General features: G+C 72.7%; 20 protein-coding genes. 9 read left to right on the top strand and 11 right to left on the bottom strand.

Features of this window, described 5'->3' with window-relative positions; translation table 11 throughout:
- The first annotated feature begins 66 nt into the window (after positions 1 to 66).
- Entirely contained in the window at positions 67 to 465 is a 399-nt protein-coding gene (locus ACIBJF_RS29070) for a PPOX class F420-dependent oxidoreductase (RefSeq protein ID WP_399178101.1), read from the top strand.
- Here the strand turns inward: ACIBJF_RS29070 and ACIBJF_RS29065 are convergent.
- The 6 genes from ACIBJF_RS29065 to ACIBJF_RS29040 all read right to left on the bottom strand — a co-directional run bounded on the left by ACIBJF_RS29065 (position 374) and on the right by ACIBJF_RS29040 (position 7,704).
- Positions 374 to 946, bottom strand: a complete 573-nt coding sequence (locus ACIBJF_RS29065) for a methylated-DNA--[protein]-cysteine S-methyltransferase (RefSeq protein WP_399178100.1) — start codon at positions 944 to 946, stop codon at positions 374 to 376. The two genes, ACIBJF_RS29070 and ACIBJF_RS29065, sit on opposite strands and share 92 nt — an antisense overlap.
- Positions 943 to 2,346, bottom strand: a complete 1,404-nt coding sequence (locus ACIBJF_RS29060) for a DNA-3-methyladenine glycosylase 2 family protein (protein WP_399178179.1) — start codon at positions 2,344 to 2,346, stop codon at positions 943 to 945. The genes ACIBJF_RS29065 and ACIBJF_RS29060 overlap by 4 nt, the downstream gene beginning before the upstream one ends.
- Positions 2,347 to 2,518: 172 nt before the next feature.
- Positions 2,519 to 3,613: a ribosome small subunit-dependent GTPase A gene (rsgA, locus tag ACIBJF_RS29055; protein WP_399178098.1), complete on the bottom strand. Its 1,095-nt coding sequence runs from the start codon at positions 3,611 to 3,613 to the stop codon at positions 2,519 to 2,521.
- Between the two features lie 268 nt (positions 3,614 to 3,881).
- On the bottom strand, positions 3,882 to 5,390 hold the full coding sequence (locus ACIBJF_RS29050; RefSeq protein ID WP_399178095.1) for a cellulose binding domain-containing protein: 1,509 nt from the start codon (positions 5,388 to 5,390) through the stop codon (positions 3,882 to 3,884).
- A gap of 237 nt (positions 5,391 to 5,627) precedes the next feature.
- Positions 5,628 to 6,971 (bottom strand): radical SAM protein, encoded by a 1,344-nt coding sequence (locus ACIBJF_RS29045; RefSeq protein WP_399178094.1) that lies wholly within the window; start codon positions 6,969 to 6,971, stop codon positions 5,628 to 5,630.
- Positions 6,972 to 7,029: 58 nt separating this feature from the next.
- Positions 7,030 to 7,704 (bottom strand): pyridoxamine 5'-phosphate oxidase family protein, encoded by a 675-nt coding sequence (locus tag ACIBJF_RS29040; RefSeq protein WP_399178092.1) that lies wholly within the window; start codon positions 7,702 to 7,704, stop codon positions 7,030 to 7,032.
- Between the two features lie 158 nt (positions 7,705 to 7,862).
- Here ACIBJF_RS29040 and ACIBJF_RS29035 point away from each other — a divergent pair, with 158 nt between their 5' ends.
- The 6 genes from ACIBJF_RS29035 to ACIBJF_RS29010 all read left to right on the top strand — a co-directional run bounded on the left by ACIBJF_RS29035 (position 7,863) and on the right by ACIBJF_RS29010 (position 15,920).
- Entirely contained in the window at positions 7,863 to 9,134 is a 1,272-nt protein-coding gene (locus ACIBJF_RS29035; RefSeq protein WP_399178090.1) for an FAD-binding protein, read from the top strand.
- A 149-nt stretch (positions 9,135 to 9,283) separates the two neighbouring features.
- Complete coding sequence (locus ACIBJF_RS29030; protein ID WP_399178089.1) at positions 9,284 to 10,525, top strand: ROK family transcriptional regulator; 1,242 nt, start codon at positions 9,284 to 9,286, stop codon at positions 10,523 to 10,525.
- A gap of 165 nt (positions 10,526 to 10,690) precedes the next feature.
- Positions 10,691 to 13,561, top strand: coding sequence for a glycoside hydrolase family 2 TIM barrel-domain containing protein (locus tag ACIBJF_RS29025; protein ID WP_399178087.1), 2,871 nt, complete (start codon positions 10,691 to 10,693; stop codon positions 13,559 to 13,561).
- A 364-nt stretch (positions 13,562 to 13,925) separates the two neighbouring features.
- The gene (locus ACIBJF_RS29020; RefSeq protein WP_399178085.1) at positions 13,926 to 14,699 is read left to right on the top strand and encodes an SDR family oxidoreductase; all 774 of its coding nucleotides are present in this window, start codon (positions 13,926 to 13,928) and stop codon (positions 14,697 to 14,699) included.
- 24 nt (positions 14,700 to 14,723) lie between these two features.
- Entirely contained in the window at positions 14,724 to 15,044 is a 321-nt protein-coding gene (locus ACIBJF_RS29015; protein WP_399178084.1) for a nuclear transport factor 2 family protein, read from the top strand.
- Positions 15,045 to 15,089: 45 nt separating this feature from the next.
- Entirely contained in the window at positions 15,090 to 15,920 is an 831-nt protein-coding gene (locus tag ACIBJF_RS29010) for a MerR family transcriptional regulator (RefSeq protein ID WP_399178081.1), read from the top strand.
- 97 nt (positions 15,921 to 16,017) lie between these two features.
- On the opposite strand, the gene ACIBJF_RS29005 is transcribed toward ACIBJF_RS29010, so the two are convergent.
- The 5 genes from ACIBJF_RS29005 to ACIBJF_RS28985 all read right to left on the bottom strand — a co-directional run bounded on the left by ACIBJF_RS29005 (position 16,018) and on the right by ACIBJF_RS28985 (position 20,677).
- A complete protein-coding gene (locus ACIBJF_RS29005; protein ID WP_399178080.1) occupies positions 16,018 to 17,274 on the bottom strand; it encodes an MFS transporter in 1,257 nt (418 codons plus the stop codon).
- A 27-nt stretch (positions 17,275 to 17,301) separates the two neighbouring features.
- A complete protein-coding gene (locus ACIBJF_RS29000) occupies positions 17,302 to 17,904 on the bottom strand; it encodes an MFS transporter (protein ID WP_399178078.1) in 603 nt (200 codons plus the stop codon).
- A 28-nt stretch (positions 17,905 to 17,932) separates the two neighbouring features.
- Positions 17,933 to 19,153, bottom strand: a complete 1,221-nt coding sequence (locus tag ACIBJF_RS28995; RefSeq protein ID WP_399178076.1) for an RNA-guided endonuclease InsQ/TnpB family protein — start codon at positions 19,151 to 19,153, stop codon at positions 17,933 to 17,935.
- A gap of 106 nt (positions 19,154 to 19,259) precedes the next feature.
- Positions 19,260 to 20,036 (bottom strand): MFS transporter, encoded by a 777-nt coding sequence (locus ACIBJF_RS28990; protein WP_399178075.1) that lies wholly within the window; start codon positions 20,034 to 20,036, stop codon positions 19,260 to 19,262.
- Positions 20,033 to 20,677 (bottom strand): helix-turn-helix domain-containing protein, encoded by a 645-nt coding sequence (locus tag ACIBJF_RS28985; RefSeq protein WP_399178073.1) that lies wholly within the window; start codon positions 20,675 to 20,677, stop codon positions 20,033 to 20,035. The genes ACIBJF_RS28990 and ACIBJF_RS28985 overlap by 4 nt, the downstream gene beginning before the upstream one ends.
- A gap of 181 nt (positions 20,678 to 20,858) precedes the next feature.
- On the opposite strand from ACIBJF_RS28985, the gene ACIBJF_RS28980 reads away from it, so the two are divergent.
- Positions 20,859 to 21,443, top strand: a complete 585-nt coding sequence (locus tag ACIBJF_RS28980) for a TetR/AcrR family transcriptional regulator (RefSeq protein ID WP_399178072.1) — start codon at positions 20,859 to 20,861, stop codon at positions 21,441 to 21,443.
- On the top strand, positions 21,436 to 21,999 hold the full coding sequence (locus ACIBJF_RS28975; protein ID WP_399178070.1) for an alpha/beta fold hydrolase: 564 nt from the start codon (positions 21,436 to 21,438) through the stop codon (positions 21,997 to 21,999). The genes ACIBJF_RS28980 and ACIBJF_RS28975 overlap by 8 nt, the downstream gene beginning before the upstream one ends.
- Positions 22,000 to 22,109 lie beyond the last annotated feature (110 nt).

Genomic DNA, 22,109 nt, shown 5'->3' with positions numbered 1-22,109 from the left:
GTTCGACCCAGGGACCTAGGACGCGGAGCCGATGTGCGGGGCGGCCCGGCGTGCTTGGCTGGCGTCATGACCGAATTCAGCGAGGCGGAGCGCGCGTATCTGGCGTCGCAGCGGCTCGGCCGCATGGCCACCGTCGACCCGCACGGCCAGCCGCAGGCGAACCCCGTGGGCTACTTCGTGCAGGACGACGGCACGGTCCTGGTCGGCGGCTTCGCGATGGGGACGACGAAGAAGTGGCGCAATCTCCAGCGGAACCCGAAGGTCGCCCTGGTCGTGGACGACATCGTGAGCGTACGGCCCTGGCGGGTGCGCGGCGTCGACATCCGTGGCGAGGCCGAACTCCTCGTGGGCCCACACGACTTGGGCCCGCACTTCAGCGAGGAGGTGATCCGCATCCGTCCCCGGAGGGTGCACAGCTGGGGCCTGGAGCAGGAGCCGGGGACCGGCGAGAAACCTGACCGGTGAGCGCGCCCTCCAGGGTCAGCAGCCACACCTTCCGTTCGACTCCGCCCGCGTACCCGGTCATCGATCCGTCGGCGCCGATGACCCGGTGACAAGGGCGCACGATCAGCAGGGGGTTGGCGCCGATCGCGCCGCCGACGGCGCGAACCGCCGCGCGGGAGGCGCCGATCCGCGCGGCGATCTCCCCGTAGGTGACGGTGGCGCCGTACGGCACCGCGTCCAGCGCGGCCCACACCCGCTGCCGGAACTCGGTGCCCTGCGGGCTCAACGCCAGCTGGAAATCCTTGAGTTCACCGGCGAAGTAGGCGGCGAGCTGGTCCGCGGCGGCCCGGAACGGCCCGGCATCGCGGCGCCAGCCGTCCTGCACGGCCTGCCCGCCCTTCTGCCCGGGCACGGACAGCGAGGTGAGCGCCCCGTCCGCGTCGGCGGTGAGCAGCAACCGGCCCACGGGAGCGTCCAGTCGAGTCCAGTAAACGGTTGTCATCGGTCGTTCCACTCCCCTGCCGCACACAGATGCCGGACGGCGTACGAGCGCCAGGGCCGCCAGCCGTCCGGGACCTCCGCCCCCGGCGGGGCGACGTCCGGATCGCCGAGGGCGCGGACGCGTACGGCGGCGACGGTGGCCGGGTCCATCCCGGGCAGGGCGAGCAGGGCCTCCTGCGCGTTGTCGCGGTCGGCGCCCGGGTCCAGCCGTACGGTGCCGTCGGCGAGGGCTGCGGCCAGCGCGCCCAGCGGCCCGTCCGGCTCGGCCTCGGCGAGGACGGCCGGCTCGGGGAAGAGATGGGTGAGGCTGCCGCAGGGCGCGTCGAGCACCTTGCCGTACCGCAGCACCAGCTCCCGAGCGCCTTCCTTCCCGACCAGGGCGCGGACGGCGGCCTCCGGCGGGTCCACGGCACCGGGCGAGCGCAGCCCGGGCCGCGCGGCGACCAGCGGGCCGAGCCGGGGGTCGGCGCCGAGCCGTTCGTCGACGGCGTACGGGTCGGCGTCGAGGTCGAACAGGCGGCGCAGCCGCTGCACGGCGGTGGTGAGGTCCCGGGGGTCGGTGAGGTGCAGCCGGGCGTCGAGCCAGCCGCCCGGATGGGTGCCGGTGCCGGTGCTCGGCGCTCCGGTGCGCTCCTCGACGGCGACGATCCCGGTGCCGTACGGCAGCCGGAGGGTGCGCCGGTAGGTACGGCCGCCCGGCGCGCCGGAAATCTCCTCGACACCGGTTACCGCCTCCGCCGCGAGCTGGTCGAAGACGGCGATGGCCTGGTAGGGGCCGCGGTAGGCGAGCCGCAGCGGTATCCCGGCGCCCGGAGCGGCCCGGCCCCGGGACGCGCCCCGGCCCCGAAGGGCGGCGGCCCGCAGCTCGGTCGGTGTCGAGGCGTACACCTCCCGGACGGTGTCGTTGAACTGCCGCACGCTGGCGAACCCGGACGCGAACGCGATCTCGGTGACCGGCAGCTCGGTGGTCTGCAGCAGCACCCGCGCGGTGTGCGCCCGCTGGGCCCGGGCGAGCGCCACCGGCCCGGCGCCGAGCTCCGCGGTGAGCTGCCGCTGGACCTGCCGCGCGCTGTAACCGAGCCGCGCGGCGAGCCCGGCGACGCCCTCGCGGTCCACGACGCCGTCGGCGATCAGCCGCATGGCCCGCCCGACGGCGTCCGCCCGCACGTTCCACTCCGCCGACCCCGGCACGGCGTCCGGCCGGCACCGCCGGCAGGCCCGGAACCCGGAGCCCTGCGCGGCGGCGGCCGTCGGGAAGAACCGCACGTTGTGCCGCTTCGGCGTCACCGCCGGGCAGCTGGGCCGACAGTAGATCCCGGTGGTCTCGACGGCGAAGAAGAACACTCCGTCGAACCGCCCGTCCCGGCTCCGCACCGCCTCGTACCTGGTGTCCTCGTCCATCACGTGGTCCAGTGTGGACCGGGGGCGAAGGATGGGGCTAGCGGGAATCGGACATGGCGATGGCGGGCCGTGCGGTCCAGCCGGGGGCGCTGATCGTTGCCGGGCGCGGGTACGACGTGGCTGGTCGCGCCGTTCCCCGCGCCCCTTCGAGGCAGCGCTGGCCCAGGGCGCCCTACATCCGACGCCCCCGCTTGATCTCCATCGCCGCCCTCCCCTCGGCGCCCTTCCTCCTCCAGTCCCGGCGGAGCTCCGCGCGGACCCGCGCATCGGTCTTGGCCACGATCCACTGGTTCTCGCGCACCAGCTTCCGGTAACTCTCCAGCCGGCGATGCGGGAGTTCCCCGCTTTCCACGGCGGAGCGCACCGCGCAGTCCGGCTCGGTCTCGTGGGCGCAGTCGTGGAAACGGCACCGCTCGGCCAGTTCCTCGATCTCGGAGAACACCTGGCCGACCCCGCCCTCGGCGTCGTACAGGCCCACACCCCGCAGCCCGGGGGTGTCGATCAGCACCCCGCCCGACGGCAGGGCGAGCAGGTTGCGGGTGGTCGTGGTGTGCCGGCCCTTGCCGTCGACGTCCCGCGCCGCCCGTACGTCCATGACGTCCGCGCCGACGAGGGCGTTGGCCAGCGTGGACTTGCCCGCGCCGGACTGGCCGAGCAGCACGGACGTGCCGGAGCCGACGAGCGCGACGAGGACGTCGAGCCCCTCGCCGTGCAGGGCGCTGACGGTGAGCACCGGCACACCGGGCGCGCTCGTCTCCACGTCCTGCACGAGGTGGGCGAGGGTGACCGGGTCCGGCACCAGGTCGGCTTTGGTGAGGACGACGACGGGCTGGGCGCCGGACTCCCAGGCCAGGGCGAGGAAACGTTCGATCCGGCCGAGGTCGAGGTCGACCGCGAGGGACACGGCGACCACGGCGTGGTCGACGTTGGCGGCGAGGATCTGCCCGTCGGACCGCTTGGAGGAGGTGGAGCGCACGAAGGCGGTGCGGCGCGGCAGATACGCGCGGACGTACCGCGGATCACCGCCGGGGTCGACGGCGACCCAGTCCCCCGTGCACACGACCTTCATCGGGTCACGGGGCACGACGAACTCGGTGTCGGCGCGGACGATCCCGTCGGCGGTGACGACGTCGCACTGGCCGCGGTCGACCCGGACGACGCGGCCGGGCAGCAGTCCGCCGGCGGCGTGCGGCGCGAACGCGTCGGCCCAGGCCTCGTCCCAGCCGTAGGGAGCCAGCGCGGTGGATACAGCAGAGGTGGAAGTCAAGGGAGACCCTTCACAAGGGTGGCCCCGGGCGGGCGCGTTCGGCGCGCGGTGGGTTCAGCCGGTGGCCACGGAGGTGGACTTGACGGATTCCTGGATGCGGGCAGCGCCCATCGCAATGACAGCCATCGGTCGACACCTCCACGTCTCACTCGCGCATGCGCACACCACCTCGGCGTGCAAGGAAACCGTAGCCCGCCGCAGGTGCGCGGCGTCAAACCATTTTCCGCGTGGCGCGTTTTCCGCGCGGCGCGTTTTCCGTACGGCGTCCTCAGCCGGCCGTGCAGGGCGCCCCGTTGAGCGTGAAACCGTACGGCGCCCGGTTTCTGCCCTGCCAGGTGCCGATGAACCCCACGGACAGCGTGCCGTGCGCGGCGACGGTCTTGTTGTAGTCGGCGGCGGTGGCGGTGACCCGGGCGCCGCTCTGGTGGACGGTGGCGTCCCACATCTGGCCGACCTGCTGGCCGTCACGGAAGGACCAGGCCAGAGTCCAGCCGTCGAGGGGCCGGTCCGTGGTGACGGTGACGGAGGCCTGGAAGCCGTCGGGCCACTGGTCGACGAGGTCGTAGGCGACCCGGCAGCCGGCCGCAGGGGCGCTGGAGCGGCCGGGACCGGCGCTGGGGCCGGGGTGGTGCGCGGCCGAGGAGGTGCTGCCCTGGGGTTCGGGGTCGGGCTGCCTGCGGCCGGAACCGGCCGTGGTCGGCGTCGCGGAGGGGGTGGCGGCGGGCGCCGTCGGCGAGGCGGGCCGGGTGCTGGTGCTGGTGCTGGTCCGGGAGACGCTGGGGTCGGCGGCGACCGGCTGCCCGTCGTCCCGGGCGGCGGCGCCGTCGTCGCCGGAACCGCCGAACGGCATCATCGACACGCCGAGCGCCAGGGCCGAGAGCAGCAGCACGGCGGCGGCGAGCAGGCCGCCGCGCAGGGCGCGGCTGCGGCCGGTGTCCTCCTCCGGGTCGCCGGCGGCGGGGTCGGCGCCGCCGGGGCGGCCCGCGCCGAGGCGGACCTCGGCGGCGCGGCGGCGGCGCTCCAGGTAGGCGAGGCCGCCCCAGCCGATGACCCCGCCGGCCAGCGCGGCGGGCAGCCCGCCGCCGTGCAGACGCAGACAGGCGGCGGCCTCGGCGCAGCGCACGCAGGTCGCGAGGTGCCGGGAGAGGTCGTCGGGGGTCTCGGCGGCCGGGGAGCGGGTGACCGCGTCCAGCAGGCGGGCGTAGGAGCGGCACCGCGCGTCCATCGGGGTGTCGAGATGGGCGCGGTGGCAGCGGTCACGGAACAGGGTGCGGACCTGGTCGAGCTCGTCGGCGACGGTGGCCGGGTCCAGGCCGAGCCGGCGGGCGACGGTGGGCAGGGGCAGCGCCTCCACCTCGGCCAGCCACAGCAGCGAGGCGTCGGCCTCCTGCATGTCCCGGAGGCCGCGCAGCGCGACCGGGCGCTCCAGCGGCGGGCCCGAACAGCGAGCGGCGCTCGGGGAGTTGAGCCACAGCCGGAGGTCGGGGTCGAGCTTGTGACCCTGCCCGCCGGTCTCCCAGGCGGCCGCGGTGTCGCGTACGGCGGTGAGCAGCGCCGGGATCGTGGGCAGCCGGGCGGTGCGGCGGCCCGCGCCGCGCACATGCGTGCTGGTGGCGGCGCGGACCTCGCGCATGCCGAACGTGAACGCCTCGGTGGCCAGTTGATGGGCCGTCAGGGAGCCGGAGGTGCACAGGTCCGCGTAACTGAGCACCGCGTCCCAGCCCTCCGAGAACAGCGCGGACTCGGTGGCGTCCTTGGGGGTCGGCAGGTCGGGCATGGAACTCCTGCATCCACGAGCGAGGGCAACTCACCAGAGACAGACGGGAGTTGCTGGGAACCTCGCGGCAGGGCACAGAGCCTTTCACGTCCTCGACACAACTGACAAGCGGCCTGTTCAGATCCGGTCACCGTCGGTGGCGGGGCGGATGCGTGGCGCCGCGAGCCCACAACTCCCGCCTTCAGTACGGACGCGGGCGCCGTTGCGCTCACCGTCCCGCCGGATCGGTGCGCGCGATCACACCTGGGCCGGCGCCTCCTCGTTGTCCACCGCCGACTCGTCCGCGGGCAGGCTGTCCATGAAGGAGCTGACGGAGAAGACCGCGCGGCCGGGTCCGGGCGGGCCGTAACCGGGCGGGGAGGACAGCCCGAAGTCCTCCATCGTCTGGCGATAGGCCTGGAGCAGCCGGATGTGGTACTCCAGCGGCGCGCCTTGCGGGTTGGCCTTGCCGAGCGGGGTGGTGGGCTCCGGGCACCAGGTGGTGAAGCGGGGCGTGATGCCGTGCGACATGAAGAAGCGCAGCCCCTCGGTGGTCGACGCGATCGCCTCGTCCACCGTCGTGAACCCGAACGGCTCGGCCATCTCCACGCCCGCCACGAAGTTGGGGATCACGTTGCGCGCGCCGAAGACCTCGGCGGAGTCCAGGATGCGCCGGTGCCACTCGTCGCGGCCGACGTAGCGCTCCTTGCCGGGGCAGTACAGCTCGAACAGTCGGCGGTCCCACACCTCGAAGTTGGGGTGGTAGATCTGCACGCCGTAGTCCTTGAACCGCTGCACGTCCGCCTTGGGCAGCGCCTGGGCGACGACCTTGCCGATCCAGCGGCCTGGGAAGCGCTCCTCGATGGCCTTGGCGTAGTGGCCGTAGAAGTCGGCCTCGTCACGGCCGGCAACCGTTTTCGTAATGGCGCCGCCGGTCAGGGTGTAGGCGGTGGAGGCCTTCTGGGTGTCGTACCGGTCGATGATCTCCAGGGCCTCCAGCACCTCCTCGACGTCCTTCACGCCGGTGTAGGGCCGCCCGGCCGCCTTGTGCTGGCGCCAGTTGTGGTTGATGTCGCAGTACTGGCACTCCTCCTTGGCGCCGAAGTACTGGCAGACCCGGAAAACGGTGAGATAGATCAGGTAACCCCACTGGATGGTCGGGGCCACCTCCATCACGGACTTCCCGTTGGAGAGGGTGTGCCGGTAGTACTCCGGCATCGGCGGCACGCCGACGTCGGCGATCCGCTTGCCGTCGAGGTAGAGCCCGAGCAGTCCCTCGTCGTCGGCGGCCACCCGGTACGGCGAGGCCGGGTTCACCCGTACGGAGACGACCGTGCGCCGCAGGTCGTACGGCCCGCCGGTGAGGATGATCTCCTCTGGCGGGCGCCGCAGCGCCGCCTCACCGAGCTCGGGCAGGGTGCCGTGGTCGAAGGAGAAGATGAAGTACGACTTCGGTTTGACCTCGCCGCTCTCGTTGTCGCTGAGGGCGGACGGGTCGAAGGCGACGCCGCCGCGGAGCAGGTCCTCCTTGAAGACGGCTTCCCGTGGCACGTGCGGGAACCGCTCCATCAGATCCTCGACCAGCGCGGTACGACTGCCCATCCGTCTGTCTCCTCCCGGTTCAGGCGTACGTCTCACACCGTATGCCCCCGCCTGCGGCTCAGCCGTGCCGGGTCCCCGCACGGCGCGCGATGTGGTCGGGTACGGGGGTCCCGGCCGGCAGCGCCGGGTCGGGCTCCGGGGTGCCCCAGGCCGTGGTCAGCGGCAGGACCCCGGCCCACAGGCCGAGGGCGGCGTCGGGTCCGTCGCCGTCGTCCGGGGCGCCGGTGCGGATCTTGACGGAGGCCTCCTCCAGGGAGAGGGCGAGGAGGGTGGTGGCGGCCAGTTCCTTGCGGCTGGGACGGCGGGTGTAGGACCACTGGCCGGGCGCGGAGTGCTCGGTGAGCCGGCGCAGCCCCTCCAGCTTCTCCTCGGGGTCGGTGACCTTGCGGGCCGTGCCGTGGATCATGGCGCTGCGGTAGTTGACGCCGTGCTCGAAGACGGACCGCGCGAGCACGAGCCCCTCCACGTGGGTGACGGTCACGCACACCGGCGTGTCCCCGGCGAGGCTGCGGGCGGCCACGGACCCGTGCAGATACAGCCACCGCTCGTCCCGCCCGTACACCGTGGGCACGACGACCGGCCGCCCCTCGACCAGCACCCCGAGATGACAGACGAAGGCGGCGTCGAGGATCGCCTCCAGCTCCGCCCGCTCCAGGCTGCCCTGCTCGCGCAGCCGGCGATGACGGGTGCGGTCGGTGACGGGCAGGCGGGCGGGCAGCGGTTCCTGAGTCATGGATCGAGAAGCTACCGATATCGCATTCAGTAGGCCAGTCATATTCTGGATACGTTGATGAATGCGGTTTCTGCAACGAAATCCGCAGAAGGACTCTCCTCTGGGTCGCGGCGGATGAGAGGGTCGAGGCAGAGGCACTCTCCGGGAGGGACGCAACTGTGGCAGGGACGGCCGAGACCGCCGGGACGGTCACCAACTGGGCGCGCACCATCACCTACACCGCGCGCGAGTTCCACCGTCCGCGCACGCTCGACGCGCTCGCGGCGCTGGTGGCGGACAGTGCGCGGGTGCGGGTGCTGGGCAGCGGGCACTCCTTCAACCGGATCGCCGACCCGGGTCCGGACGGCGTACTGCTGTCCACCGCCGGGCTGCCGCGGACGATCGACGTCGACACGGCGGCGCGCACGGTCCGGGTGTCGGGCGGGGTCCGCTACGCGGAACTGGCCCGCACGGTCCACGCCCACGGTCTCGCCCTGCCCAACATGGCGTCCCTGCCGCACATCTCGGTGGCCGGTTCGGTGGCGACGGGCACGCACGGCTCGGGCGTGGGCAACGGCCCGCTGGCGTCGGCGGTCCGGGAGGTGGAGATGGTCCTCGCGGACGGCAGCACCGGGACGATGGGCCGAGACGACCAGCGGTTCGACGGTGTCGTGACCTCCCTCGGCGCACTCGGCGTCGTCACCGCGCTCACGCTCGACCTGGAGCCGGCGTACGAGGTGGAGCAGCGGGTCTACACCGAACTCCCACTGGAGAAACTGGACTTCGATGCCGTGGCGGCTGCGGGGTACAGCGTGAGCCTGTTCACGGACTGGCGGAAGCCGGGCTTTCGGCAGGTGTGGGTCAAGCGGCGCACGGACCGGCCGGCGGTGGACTTCCCGTGGGCCGCGCCCGCGGCCAGCCCCCTGCACCCGGTGCCGGGCATGCCCGCGCGGAACTGCACCGAGCAGCTGGGCGTGCCCGGCCCGTGGCACGAGCGGTTGCCGCACTTCCGGGCGGAGTTCACGCCGAGCAGCGGGGAGGAGATCCAGTCGGAGTACCTGCTGCCGCGGTCGGCGGCCCTCGACGCGCTGTACGCGATCGACGGCGTCCGGGAGACGGTCGCCGGGGTGCTGCAGACCTGCGAGGTGCGCACGGTCGCCGCCGACACGCAGTGGCTGAGCCCGGCGCACGGACGTGATTCCGTCGCGCTGCACTTCACCTGGGTGCGGGACGAGACGGCGGTGCTGCCGGTGGTGCGCCGGCTGGAGGAGGTGCTGGACGCGTTCGACCCGCGCCCGCACTGGGGGAAGGTCTTCGAGGTCCCCTCGGCCGTACTGCGCGGGCGGTACGCACGGTTCGCCGACTTCCGCGGCCTGGTCCGCGACCTGGACCCTTCCGGCACGTTCGCCAACGACTTCGTGCGGGACCTCCTCGGCCTCCTGGACGACTGACGGCCGCTCGAACGGGGCTTGCCCGGACTTCCTCCAGCCCCTTTCCTAACCCCTTGTCGAAACCTCCTCCCAGCCCCTAGCCTGGCGCCCGCGCCGGTGCCGTTGTCGCCCCGGCCTGGTCCGGCCGGACGGGATGGGAGGGGCAGCCGTTGAAGCGCACATCACGTGACATCCGCACCGCGAACCGCTACGAGGTGCTGCGCCAGATCATCGCCGAGTCTCCCACCTCCCGGCAGGAGCTGGCCGCCGCCACCGGACTCAGCCTGGCCACGGTCGCCACGCTGGTCGGCGAGCTGCTCGACCTCCGGATGATCACCGAAGTCGGGTTCGAGGACTCGGCCGGCGGCCGGCCCCGTGGCCTGGTGGCGGTCAACGCGTCGGGGGGCGCGTTGATCGGCGTCGACATCGCGGAGACATACGTCCATGCCGAGCTGTTCGACCTGGCGTTGAACGTGCTGGCCCGCGCCGAGGAGGACATGCCGCCCGGCGAGAGCCGACCGGAGCAGGTGGTCGGGCACGTGGCCGCGGCCGTCGGCTCGGTGGTGGCGCAGGCCGGGGTCGAGGCGGCCCGGGTGCTCGGCGTCGGGGTGAGCGTGCCGGGCCAGGTGGACCGGGACACCGGCCTCGCCGAGTACGCGCCCAACTGGGACTGGCACGAGGTGCCGTTGCTCGACCTGCTCGCCGAACACATCGCGTATCCCTTGTACTTGGACAATCCGTTGCGCGCCTGCGCGGTGGCCGAGCTGTGGTTCGGGGCCGTGCGGGGCCGCGGGGACGCGGTCGTGGTCAATCTGGGCACGGGGGTCGGCGCCGGGCTCGCCCTCGGCGGCGGGCTGCACCGGGGGGTGAGCAACAGCGCCGGCGAGTGGGGCCACACCACGCTCGTGCTGGACGGGCGGCTGTGCCACTGCGGCAATCACGGCTGTGTCGAGACGTACGTGGGCGCGCCCGGCATCATGCAGAACCTGCGTGAGCTCAGCCCGCAGTCCCCGCTGCTGCACCCCGAGGACCAGACGGCCACCATCGACGCCCTGGCCCGCGCGGTCGCCGCGGACGACCCCGTGGCACTCAAGGTGGTCCGGGACACCGCCCGTTACCTGGGCGCCGGCATCTCGGACCTGATCAACCTCCTCAACCCCGAAGTGGTCGTGCTCAGCAGCTGGGTCGCCGCCCGGCTGGGCGAGCCGCTGCTCGACGAGGTCCGCCAGGCCGTCGCCCGGCACGCGCTGCGCCGGCCGCTGGCGGCCACCGAGATCGTCCTCTCCCCGATCCCCACCGATCCGGTGTCGCTGGGCGCGGCCACGTTCGCGCTGGAAGGGGCACTGCAGTCCGTCGGGCAGAGGTCAGCACCACGCAGCAACGCAAGGAGCCGTACCGCACCGCCTTCATGACGACGGAAGGGATGCACGTGTCTCACCCCCGCAAGAGATTCCTGCTGCCGGCGGCCTGTGCCGCACTGGCCGTCACCGGAGCCCTTCTCACCTCCCCGGCCGCGAGTGCCGACGCCGTGCCGGCCGCAGACCGGCATCAAGGGCTGAGCTAGGAGACCGATGTCGTTGAGCACCCACACCGTCACCGATTACCTCGAGGACGTCTCGCCGGGCTCCGGGGCGCTGCCGCCCCGCGCCTGGTACGCGTCCTCGGACGCCAAGTCCCTGTCCCTGAACGGCAGCTGGCGTTTCCGGCTGTCGCCGACGGCCGACGCCGAGGACGACTCCTTCGCCGCGGAGGGGTACGACGCCGAAGGCTGGGCCGAGATCCCGGTCCCCGGCCACTGGGTCCTCCAGGGGCACGGCTCCCCGATCTACACCAACCACCTCTACCCGTTCCCGGTCGACCCGCCACGGGTGCCGACCGAGAACCCGACCGGCGACCATCTGCGGGTCTTCGACCTGCCTGAGGACTGGCCGTCGGACGGCGGTGCCGTGCTGCGCTTCGACGGGGTGGAGTCCTGCGCCCGGGTGTGGCTGAACGGCACGGACCTCGGCGAGTTCAAGGGCTCCCGCCTGCCGCACGAGTTCGCGGTCGGCCATCTGCTGAAGACTGCCGGCAACGTACTGGCGGTCCGCGTCCACCAGTGGTCGGCCGGCTCCTACCTGGAGGACCAGGACCAGTGGTGGCTGCCGGGCATCTTCCGTGACGTCACCCTGCTGCACCGCCCGGCGGGCGCCGCCCTCGACTTCTTCGTGCACGCCTCCTACGACCACCGCGCCGGCACCGGCACCCTGCGCGTCGACTCCGACGTGGACGGCCGGGTAACCGTTTCCGAGCTCGGTATCGACATCGCGACCGGCGAGAGTGTGACCGTACCGGTCGAGCCGTGGTCGGCGGAGACCCCGAGGCTGTACGAGGGCACGCTCGCCACCGAGGGCGAGCGGGTGCCGCTGCGCATCGGTTTCCGCACCGTCGGGCTGGCGGACGGCCTGATCAAGGTCAACGGCAGGCCCGTGCTGTTCAAGGGCGTCAACCGCCACGAGTGGCATCCGGAGAAGGGCCGCGCGCTGGACCTCGCCACCATGCGCGAGGACGTGCTGCTGATGAAACGGCACAACGTCAACGCCGTCCGCACCTCCCACTACCCGCCGCACCCGGCCTTCCTCGACCTGTGCGACGAGTACGGGCTGTGGGTGATCGACGAGTGCGATCTGGAGACCCACGGCTTCACCGAGCAGGGCTGGCGGGACAACCCCGTCGACGACGACCGCTGGACCCCGGCCCTGCTGGACCGGGCGTCCCGCATGGTCGAACGGGACAAGAACCACCCGTCGGTCGTCGTCTGGTCGCTGGGCAACGAGGCCGGCACCGGCCGCGGCCTGACCGCGATGGCCGAGTGGATCCGCGGCCGGGACGCCTCCCGCCTGATCCACTACGAGGGCGACCTCACCTGCCGCGACACGGACGTGTACTCGCGGATGTACGCCGGCCACGCCGAGGTCGAGCGGATCGGCCAGAGCCTGGACGGCGGCAGCCTCAAGCGCCGCCGGCTGCCCTTCATCCTCTGCGAGTACGCGCACGCCATGGGCAACGGTCCCGGCGGACTCGCCGACTACCAGCGGCTGTTCGAGTCGTACGAGCGGCTGCAGGGTGCCTTCGTGTGGGAGTGGATCGACCACGGCATCGCCCATCCGGAGCTGGGCTACGCCTACGGCGGTGACTTCGGCGAGGAGCTGCACGACGGCAACTTCGTCTGTGACGGCCTGCTCTTCCCGGACCGGCGGCCCTCCCCCGGCCTGGTCGAGTTCAAGAAGGTGATCGAACCGGTCGGCATCGCCGGCGACTTCGGCGACGCCACGGTCCGGGTCACCAACAAGCAGGACTTCGCCGACCTGTCGGCGCTGGCGTTCTCGTGGTCGTACGAGGTCGACGGGAAGGCGGTGGAGACCGGCACGCTGTCGGTGCCGGCGCTGGCGCCCGGCGAGTCGGCCGACGTGAAGCTGCCCGCGCCGCCGGCCGGGGCGCCGGCCGGCGAGGCCTTCTGGACGGTCCGGGCGGCGCTCGCGGCGGACACCGCCTGGGCGCCGAAGGGCCATGTGGTGGCCTGGGGCCAGGTCCCGGCGTCGGAGCGCCGGGTGCCCACGGTCGCGGCGACGGCCCGCCCGGTGTCCGGCGACGGGGTGATCACCCTCGGCCCCGGCACCTTCGACGCCCGCACCGGCGCCCTGACGGCCGTCGGCGGCGTGCCGGTCTCCGGGCTGCGCCTGGACGTGTGGCGAGCCACCACCGACAACGACGACGGTGCCCCCTGGCAGCCCGACCTGCGCTATGGGCCGCTGTGGCGAGGGCTCGGCCTGCACCGGATGCGGCACCGGCTGGACGCCGTGGAGACCGGCGAGCACACCCTGACGGTCCGCACCCGGGTGGCGCCGGCCGCACGGGAGCTGGGGCTGTCGACCGTATACCGCTGGACCTCGGACGGAGACCGGCTGCGGTTGACCGTATGCACCACCCCCGAGGGCGACTGGACCGTCCCCCTCCCCCGGCTCGGCATCCGCCTCGGACTGCGAGCGGCCGACCGTGTGCAGTGGTACGGCGGGGGCCCCGGCGAGGCGTATCCGGACACCAGCACGGCGTCGGCGGTCGGCCGCTGGCAGTCGACCGTGGACGGTATGCAGACGCCGTACGTCCGTCCCCAGGAGAACGGCGCCCGCATCGACGTCCGCTGGGCCGAGCTCGGCGGCCTGCGCATCGAGGGCGACCCGGCGTTCTGGCTCACCGCCCGCCGCTGGACCACCGAGCAGCTGGACGCCGCCGCGCACCGCACCGACCTCCCCCCCGGCGACACGGTGTGGGTCAACCTCGACCACGGCCAGCACGGCATCGGCTCCCAGTCCTGCGGCCCGGCCCCGCTGCCCCAGTACCACCTGCGGGCCGAACCGGCGGAGTTCTCCTTCGTGTTCTCCACCGCCCCCGACCCGGAGACCAGCTGACCGCCACGCCCCGACACCCACCGCGGCCGGCCGGTTCCGCCCGGCCGGCCGCGCCGGTGTCGGCCTTGGCCGGCGACCGCGTCCTGCGCGCTCGGCCTGTCCGCCCACCTGCTGTGGCGCCGTGCCCTCGGGCACCACACGGGGGTGAGCGGATGACCGCGCCCGCACGGGGCACGGCCCCACGGGCGCGGCACCCCGAGACCGGCCGGGCTCGAAGCCCCGTTTCCGAGCCCCCTCGCAGACTCTGGCGGCCACTCAGCGCCCCCGACCGAAGGTCGCGCAGCCTGGCGCCGCCGTTGCGCCCGCCCCGAGTCCGGGCATGCGGCTTGAGTCTCTCCCCGCGGGAGGGTGCAGGGTCGAGGTCATGAGCAGCACTGATCTCGACGGGCGCCTCGCCGTGGTGGCGGGCGCGAGCAAGGGAGCCGGGCTGGCGACGGCACGCCGGCTCGGCAACGCCGGAGCCCGGGTCGTCACCATCGCCCGTACGCCGCCCGAGACCTCCGACCCCCTCTTCGTCCGGGCCGACCTGAGCACCCGCGAAGGTGTGGCATCGGCGGCTGCGGCAGTGGCCGAGCTGCTCGACGTACCGGACATCCTGGTGCATGTCGTGGGTGGCTCCCGCTCCCCGGCCGGTGGGTACGCGGCCCTGGACGAGGAACTGTGGGCGCAGGAGTTCGCGCTCAACCTGTTCCCCGCGGTCCGGCTGGACCGCGAGCTGGTCCCCCGGATGGTGGCCCGCGGGTCGGGCGCCGTCGTCCATGTGACCTCCATCCAGCGCCGTATGCCGCTGCACCACTCGACGCTGGCGTACGCCGCGGCCAAGAGCGCCCTGGCCACCTACAGCAAGGGACTCGCGAACGAGGTCGCCCCGGCCGGTGTCCGGGTCAACTCGGTCGCGCCCGGCTTCATCCGCACCGACGGTGCCGAGCACCTGCTCGCACGCCGGATGAGCGAGAACGGCATCTCCAGGGAGGCCGCTCTCGACGACCTGATGCAGGTCCTCGGCGGCATCCCGCTGGGGCGGCCCGCCGAGCCGGAAGAGGTGGCCGAGGTAATCGCCTTCCTTGCCTCGGATCGGGCGAGCGCGGTCACCGGCGCCGAACACGTCGTCGACGGCGGCACCATTCGCACCCTCTGACCCGTCTCGACACAGGAGAAGACCATGCACGACATCCAGGAGTTCACCGAGGAGTACTTCGGCGCGGCGGTCGACCCCGACCGTGAGCGCTACTTCTCGCTCTTCGGCGACGACGTCGTCGTACACGACGACGGCCGGAGCCACCATGGACTCACGGCGGTGCGCCGCTGGCGCGCCGAGATCCCTTCCGTGCGCTACAGCCTCCGCGAGGTCACCGGTACGGCCACCGCGTGCACGGCGGTCGCGGAGGTCTCCGGCGACTTCCCCGGCAGCCCGGTCACGCTCCGTTTCGCCTTCGTGCGCGACGTACGGGGGAAGATCACCCAGCTGGACATCGAACCCTGACAGCGAGAGCGCACCGGTCCGGATGCGGACCACGAGGAGGACATCGTGGCTGAGCGGCTGACCATCGGAGAGTTCTCCCGCATCACACACCTGAGCATCCGCGCGCTGCGCCGCTACCACGAGCAGGAGCTCCTCGTCCCCGCGGAGGTCGACCCGGCCACGGGCTACCGCTACTACGCGCCCGCACAGGTCCGCCCGGCCCTGACCATCAGGCGGTTCCGCGAGCTCGACCTCCCGCTGCCGGACCTCCGGCGCTTTCTCGAGGCGGAGTCCGCCGGCGGGAGCGCGGCGGACCACGGCACGGCGCAACAGATCGTCGCCGACCACCTGCGCCGGCTCGAAGACCGGCTCGGCCGCACCCAGCGAGCGGTGCAGGCATTGCGGGAGCTCCTCGACCCGGAGGCCGAACGAGCGGTGAGCCTGGATGTTCTTCCGCCTCAGCGAGTCCTCGCCGTGTCCGTGGACGTTTCGCCCGGGGCCGACTTGAGCTGGTACGACGACGCGATGCGTGACCTGGACGCAGCAGCCGGCCGGCGTCCGGTGCTCCCGCCCGGCGGCCGGTACGAGCACACGCTCTTCACCGAGGGCCACGGCCGTGCCACCGTCTACCTCCCGGCCGAGCCACCGCTGCGGCCAGGAACCCCTGTCACCGTGAGGGAGCTTCAACTGCCCGAGCGGAGAGCCGTCGTCGCCACCCACTCCGGTCCGCACGACGATCTCGACCTCACCTACGCCGCCGTCGGCTCCTTCGCGGCCCGGAACGGGCTGGGCTCCGATGACTTCGTCGAGGAGGTCTATCTCGTCGGGCCACGCGACACCGACCAGCCCGACCACTGGCGCACCCTTGTCGCATGGCTGCTCCACGACCGCTGCTGATGGTGGCGACGGGGCCGGGACGACGCTGCTCGCGGGTCGTGCGAAGGGCCTACCCGAGCGCGCTTCGGGGGTGCGGCGAGGGGCGCGGAACGCGGGGTCAGGCCGTGCGGATCGGGGTGAGGAGGGCGGTGAGGGCGAGCAGGACGCAGGCGGTGCCCGCGGTCAGGGCGGCCGGTGTGGTGCCCCAGCGTTCGGCGGCCCAGGTGAGCAGGGCGGCGCCGGCGGGGGCGGCGGAGTACTGCAGGGTCCAGTAGGCGGAGGTGACCCGGCCGAGCAGATGCTCGGGAGTGACCTCCTGGCGCAGGGACATCGAGCAGGTGCCCGCGATGCCGACACCGGCCAGGAAGCCGGCGGCGAGAACGGCGACGGCGGGCACGGTACCGGCCCGGCCGAGGCCCGCGCAGGCCAGCCCGCACAGCGCGGTCGCGCCGATCCAGGTGCGTCCGAAGCCGAGCAGACGGCGGACGCGGGCGACGAGCAGAGACCCGGCGATGGTGCCGAGCGCACCGGCGGCCAGAACGGTGCCGACCGTGCCGTCGTCGTGGCCGAGGTCGTGCTTGAGGTGGTAGATGACCAGGTCGTTCAGGCCCAGGGTGAGGAAGCTGAAACCGAACAGCAGGGCGGTGAGCGAGCGCAGCAGCGGGTTACGGTACAGGAAGGCGATTCCGGCGCGCAGGTCCTGCCCTACGGTACTGCGGCCGGGCGCCGGGGTGTCGTCGCCGGCCCGGGGGCGCAGTCGTACCCAGCGCATACAGGCGGCGGAGACGGCGAAGCTGGCCGCGTCGACGGCGACGGCGGCGGCCGGTCCGGTCCAGGCGGCGACCAGCCCCGCGCCCACCGGTCCCAGCACCCCGGCCACCGCGGCGGTGGCGTTCAGCCGGCCGTTGGCCTCGGTGAGCCGGCCGGTGCCGACGAGACCTCGGACGACGGTGACATAGCCGACGGCGAAGAACATGCCGACGGCCTCGCAAACCGGCAGCACCGCGTACAGCAGCCAGATGCGCGGGCCGAAGGCCCACACGAGCGGGATCAGGCCGTAAAGGGCCATGCGGACGAGGTCGCACGTGATGAGGAGCCGGCGCCGGTCGACGCGGTCCACCACGGTGCCCGCGAAGACGGCGGCGAGGACGGCGGCTGCCCCGCCGACGGCGGTGAGCAGCCCCATCCTCGCCACGGATCCGGTGGCCTCCAGGACGAGCAGCGGCAGCGCGATCAGGGCGAAGGAGTCACCCAGGACGGAGAGGGTCTGGGCGGCCCAGAAGACCGCGAAGTCCCGTCTACGCCAGAGGGATTGGGTCTCTTCTCGCTCCGCGGCGGCCCTGCGGCTGCGCCCCTTGCGTGTCTCACGTCCCACCGCTCCCCCTCCCCGCGTCCGAACACCCTACGCGGCCGCGCCGGGGCGGACCGGTGCGGAATCGGCCGTGTGCAGAGTGCGGATGGCCGGGATCGGCGACCGCAGCAGCCACAGCACGCACAGCACGCCGCCGACGGCGGACACGGTGATCGTTCCCCGCAGACCGACGAGGGTGGCGAGACCGCCGCCGGCCAGCGCGCCCAGCGGCCGTACGCCGTAGTTGACGGTGGCGTGGGCGCCGGCGATCCGGCTGCGCAGATCGTCCGAAGTGACCGCCGCAGCCAGGGAGTTGAGGTTGACGTCGAAGAGCATGACGCCGAGCGAGGAGAGAAACTCGATGGCGGCCAGGGCTCCGGCACGGGTCCTCAGCGGGCCGTCGGCGAGCCAGACGAGGGCGTAGGGCGCCGGGAAGAGGACGGCGCCCACGACCACGCTGCGGCCGACGCCGATCAGCCGGGAGACGGCGGGCGCGGCGACCGCGCCGAGGAGTCCGCCGATCGCCCCGATCCCGAAGACGGCTCCGATCAGGCCGGGGGACAGCGCCAGTTCCCGCTGGGCGAACAGGACGAGCAGTCCGGTGCCGGTCAGGAAGTTGAAGGCTCCCCTCCCTGAAGGGAGGGGATGCCTCACCCTCCAGGGCTGAGCGGGGATTTACGGCTCAGGCCGCCGCCGGAGCCGGCGGCTCGGGTGGTCTTACGCCCTCGGCACCGTCCGGGTTCCAACCTGCCCGGACCAGCATCACGCGGGCGGAGTTCTTGTCCCTGGGGGACACCGCTGCGCACGCGGTGCAGGTATACGTTCTCATCGACAGAGGCAGTGCGTGCTTGGTTCTCGCTTCGCACGTGGCACAGTCCATCGTGGTGTGCGCCGGGTGCACGAGACGGACGTCCCGCGCGTGCTTGCGGCCCATCTCGACCAGGGCACGCTTCGTGGCGGCGAGGGCGGCATCGGCCGCCTTGCGGGCCATGGTGGTCTTCGCCAGGAACCTCGGCCTGAAGTCCTCCACCGCGACCCCGTCGTGGCCGCGCATCACCCGCTTGGCCCACTTGCGGGCGGTGTCCTCCCGCTGCCGCGCGACCTTCTTGTGCAGCTTCGCCGCCTGCGCCTGGGCCTTGCGGTAGCCGGCGGATGCGGGCTGTCCCTTCGGACGGCGCCGCCGGGCCGTCATCCGCTGGTACCTCGCCAGCCGCTGCGCGGCCCGCCTGCCGTGCTCGGCATGCGGCAGATCGTAGGCGTCGTCGGTGGTGGTGGCGGTCTCCTTCACACCCCAGTCCACCCCGAGCACGCGCCCCGTGGCGGCGAGCGGTTCGCTCTGCGCGGCAACGACGAAGGACACGTACCAATGTCCGAGCGTGTCCTGGAACACCCGCACACTCGACGGGTCGGCCGGAAGGTCCCGTGACCACACCACCGTCAGCACGATCTGGCCCGCCAGGTGCAGGCGTCCGTCCCTGAGGCGGAAACCCCGCTTCGTGTAGTTCAGGCTGGGCCGCGCCTCCCGCTTCTTCTTCCACCTGGGCATCCCGGCCCGCCGGTGCATCGGAAGCCGGTCCTCGATGTCCTTCAGCGCTTTCGCCCTCGACCTGGCGAAGTCGCGTATCACCTGCTGCTGAGGCACGCTCGCGCCCTCAGCCAGCCAGGGCGTCATCCCGCGTGCCTCGGTCAGCATCTTGTCCAACTGCCCCGGACCACAGGTCACCTTCTCACCCGTCGCCCGGCTCTGCGCGTGGACCTGCTGGGACTTCGCGACGCACTCATTCCAGATCCAGCGGCAGCGATCCCACTCCGCTTCGAGTGCGCGCCGCGCGGCAGCCGACAGGCGCACACGGAAGGTGTACCGGGCATGCCCGGTGTCCTTCGTGGTCGCTTCTGTCGTCATGCATCCGAATCTACCCGAGGCCACTGACAGTTGAGAGTTCTCGATCATCGTGGGCGGCATCACCGCCGTGCGGGGTGGACGCCGGATCGCCCTGACGGCGATCCGGCTATCCCTGCCCTGCTCCGCAGGAGTCCGATTCCTCCCCGGCCCGAAGGCCGGGGCATCCTCGGAGAAACCCGGTGAAGAAGTTGACGGTGGCGGCACAGCCGAGCGCGGCACGCAGCACCGGGTGGCGCAGGAGGTGGACCAGGCCCTCGCGGGCGCTGCGCAGGAGCCGGGGCGGGGCGGACCGGGTCGGGGGCGGTCCGGCGGCGGGCAACGGCCCGATGAGGAGGGCGGAGGCGAGGAAGGACAGCGCGTCGGCGGCGACGGCGAGCGGTGCGCTCAGTACCTGGACCAGCCAGCCGCCGACCGCGGGGCCGGCGACGAACGACACCGAACGGCTGGCGCTGAGTTTGCTGTTGGCGTCGATGTACGACGCCGGGGGCACGAGGTGGGCGAAGTAGGACGGGTAAGCGGTTCCGAACGCCACCGAGGCCAGGCCGGTCAGCAGCGCCACCGCGTACAGCTGGACCAGGGTGGGCGTGCCGAGCAGCGCGGCGGCCGGGACGGTGAGCAGGAGCGCGGCGCGGACGAGGTCGGCGGCGACCATGACGGCCCGTTTCTCCGTTCGGCGGTCGACCAAGGCGCCCAGCAGGAGCGCCAGGAGGTTGGGCGTCCACACCAGCGCGGTCAGCCAGGACACCTGCACGGCGGAGGCGTGCAGGGTGGAGACCGCGAGCAGGGGTAACGCCAGCTCGGTGACGCGGTCGCCGAACTGGGAGACGGTCTGGCCGGCCCAGAAGCGACGGAAGCGGCAGTCCCGCCACAGGGTCCCGCTCATGTTTCCTGCTCCGGCTCTGCGTCGTCGGCCTCGGCTGTTTCTGCCGTTTCCGCTGATTCCGCCGTTTCGGGAAGCGCATACAGCAGCAGTCGCACCCCACGGCTTCCTGCGGGCCGTTCGGCCGGGCCGCGGTTGATGTACCGGGCGACGGTCTCCTCCAACGCATCGCGCAGTGCCGCCAGTTCGTCGGCCGACACCACGATGCGGGTGTCGGCCGTGCCGAGGGCGTGGATCCACTCCGGCTCCAGGGCGGGTGCGGTCTCGGTCAGCCAGCGCAGCGGGACTTCGGCGGCACGTGCGAACATCTCGCCGGTGAGCGCCCGGGACGCCGCCTGCCCTTCCTCGTCGGCCGGGTCGGTGGCGATGACGAAGCGGAAGCCGCGGCCGACGGCCTCCCAGCGCCGCTCGCGCCCGTCCGTCCCGCCCTCGGCGTCCCGGATCAGGCCGAAGCCCGCCAGATGACGCAGATGCCAGCTGGTGACGGACGGGGTGGCGCCCACGTACGGGGAAAGCCGGGTCGCGGTGGCGGGGCCGTACCGGCGCAGCCGTTCGAGGATCGCGAGCCGCACCGGGTGGGCGAGGGCCCGCATGACCTTGGGGTCGGATATCTCCACATCGCCGAAGCGGTTGCCGGTCTCCATGACGTGAGAGTGTTCTCTCGGAAGATGTGAGAGTCAACTCTCACGTAATTTCCAAAGATTGAGCAGCGAGACGACTCCTCGTCGCCCTTGAGCCCGGCGGACCGCTTCAGCCCGGTACCGTTTCCTGGTATACCTAGCTCATAACCTAGATGTCCTAGGTAGACAGGGAAGGGCAGGTCCCATGGCCCGAGCGGGACTCACCGTCGAGCGTGTCGTCGTGGCCGCCGCCGAACTCGCCGATGAGGCGGGGTTCGAGAACGTCACGTTGTCCGCGCTGGCGCGCCGCTTCGGTGTGAAGGACGCGAGCCTGTACTCGCACGTCCGGGGCCTCGCGGACCTGCGCACCCGGCTGGCGCTGCACGCGGGCGGCGAGCTGATCGACCGGATCGCGGTGGCCGTGGCGGGCCGCGCGGGCAAGGACGCGCTGGCCGCCTTCGCCGGGGCCTACCGCGCCTACGCCCTGGAGCACCCCGGCCGTTACGCGGCCACCCAGATCCGCATCGACCAGTCCCTGATCGTCGACTCCCCGGCGATGCGCCGCACCGCAGAGATCACCTACGGCATGCTGCGCGGCTACGGCCTTGAGGAACCCGACCTGACCGACGCCGTACGCCTGCTGCGCAGCACCTTCCACGGCTACTGCGCCCTGGAGTCCTCCGGCGGCTTCGGCGCGGACCGGGACGTACGGGCCTCCTGGGACAAGGCGATCGACGCCCTGCACCTGGCCCTGACCCACTGGCCCCGGGAGACGAGGAACGATGACTGAACCGCTTCCCTACGACGTCACGGGCAGCGGTCCCGTCCTGCTGGTCCTGCCGGGCGGCGCCGGGCATCCGATGGGGCTCGGGCCGCTGACCGAGCGGCTGGCCGCGCGGTTCACCGTGGTGACGTACGACCCGCTGGGCCTCGCCCACGGCCGGCTCGGGCTGCCGGTTCCCGAGCAGCGGGTGGCGGACTGGAGCGAGGGCGCGCACCGGGTGCTGGAGGCGGTGCTTCCGGAGGGCGGGTCCGCCTACGTCGTCGGGACCAGCTCCGGCGGCATCGCGGCCCTGGACCTGCTCGCCCGCCACCCCGGACGGCTGGCGCACGTGGTCGCGCACGAACCGCCGTGCGTGATGGTCCTGCCGGACGGGGAGGCGCGGCGGGCCGAACTGATCGGACAGCTGGACGGCCCCGGGCGCCCGCCCGCGGAAGGGGACGCGGCCACACCGTACGGGGTCTTCCTGGCGCGCGTACTGCGCCCGTTCACGTCGTACCTGCCGTCCTTCACCGCTTCCCCGGGCGGTCTCAGCGTCTCTAATCAGCTAAGCGATCCCATGTGAACCGTGAGGTCCAGTGTGGGTTCTGCCCACTTTGGTGGGGAAGCATGAGCGTGCAGGTGGAAGCCTGCGCCCAGTGCTGCTCCTCGCGGCTTGTGGCCGGTGGTGGGTGT

Source organism: Streptomyces sp. NPDC050743 (assembly GCF_044456925.1).
In the GTDB taxonomy this organism is placed as follows: domain Bacteria; phylum Actinomycetota; class Actinomycetes; order Streptomycetales; family Streptomycetaceae; genus Streptomyces.
The sequence above is the reverse complement of the archived record's forward strand: the minus strand, read 5'-3'. Positions and strand labels throughout refer to the sequence as shown.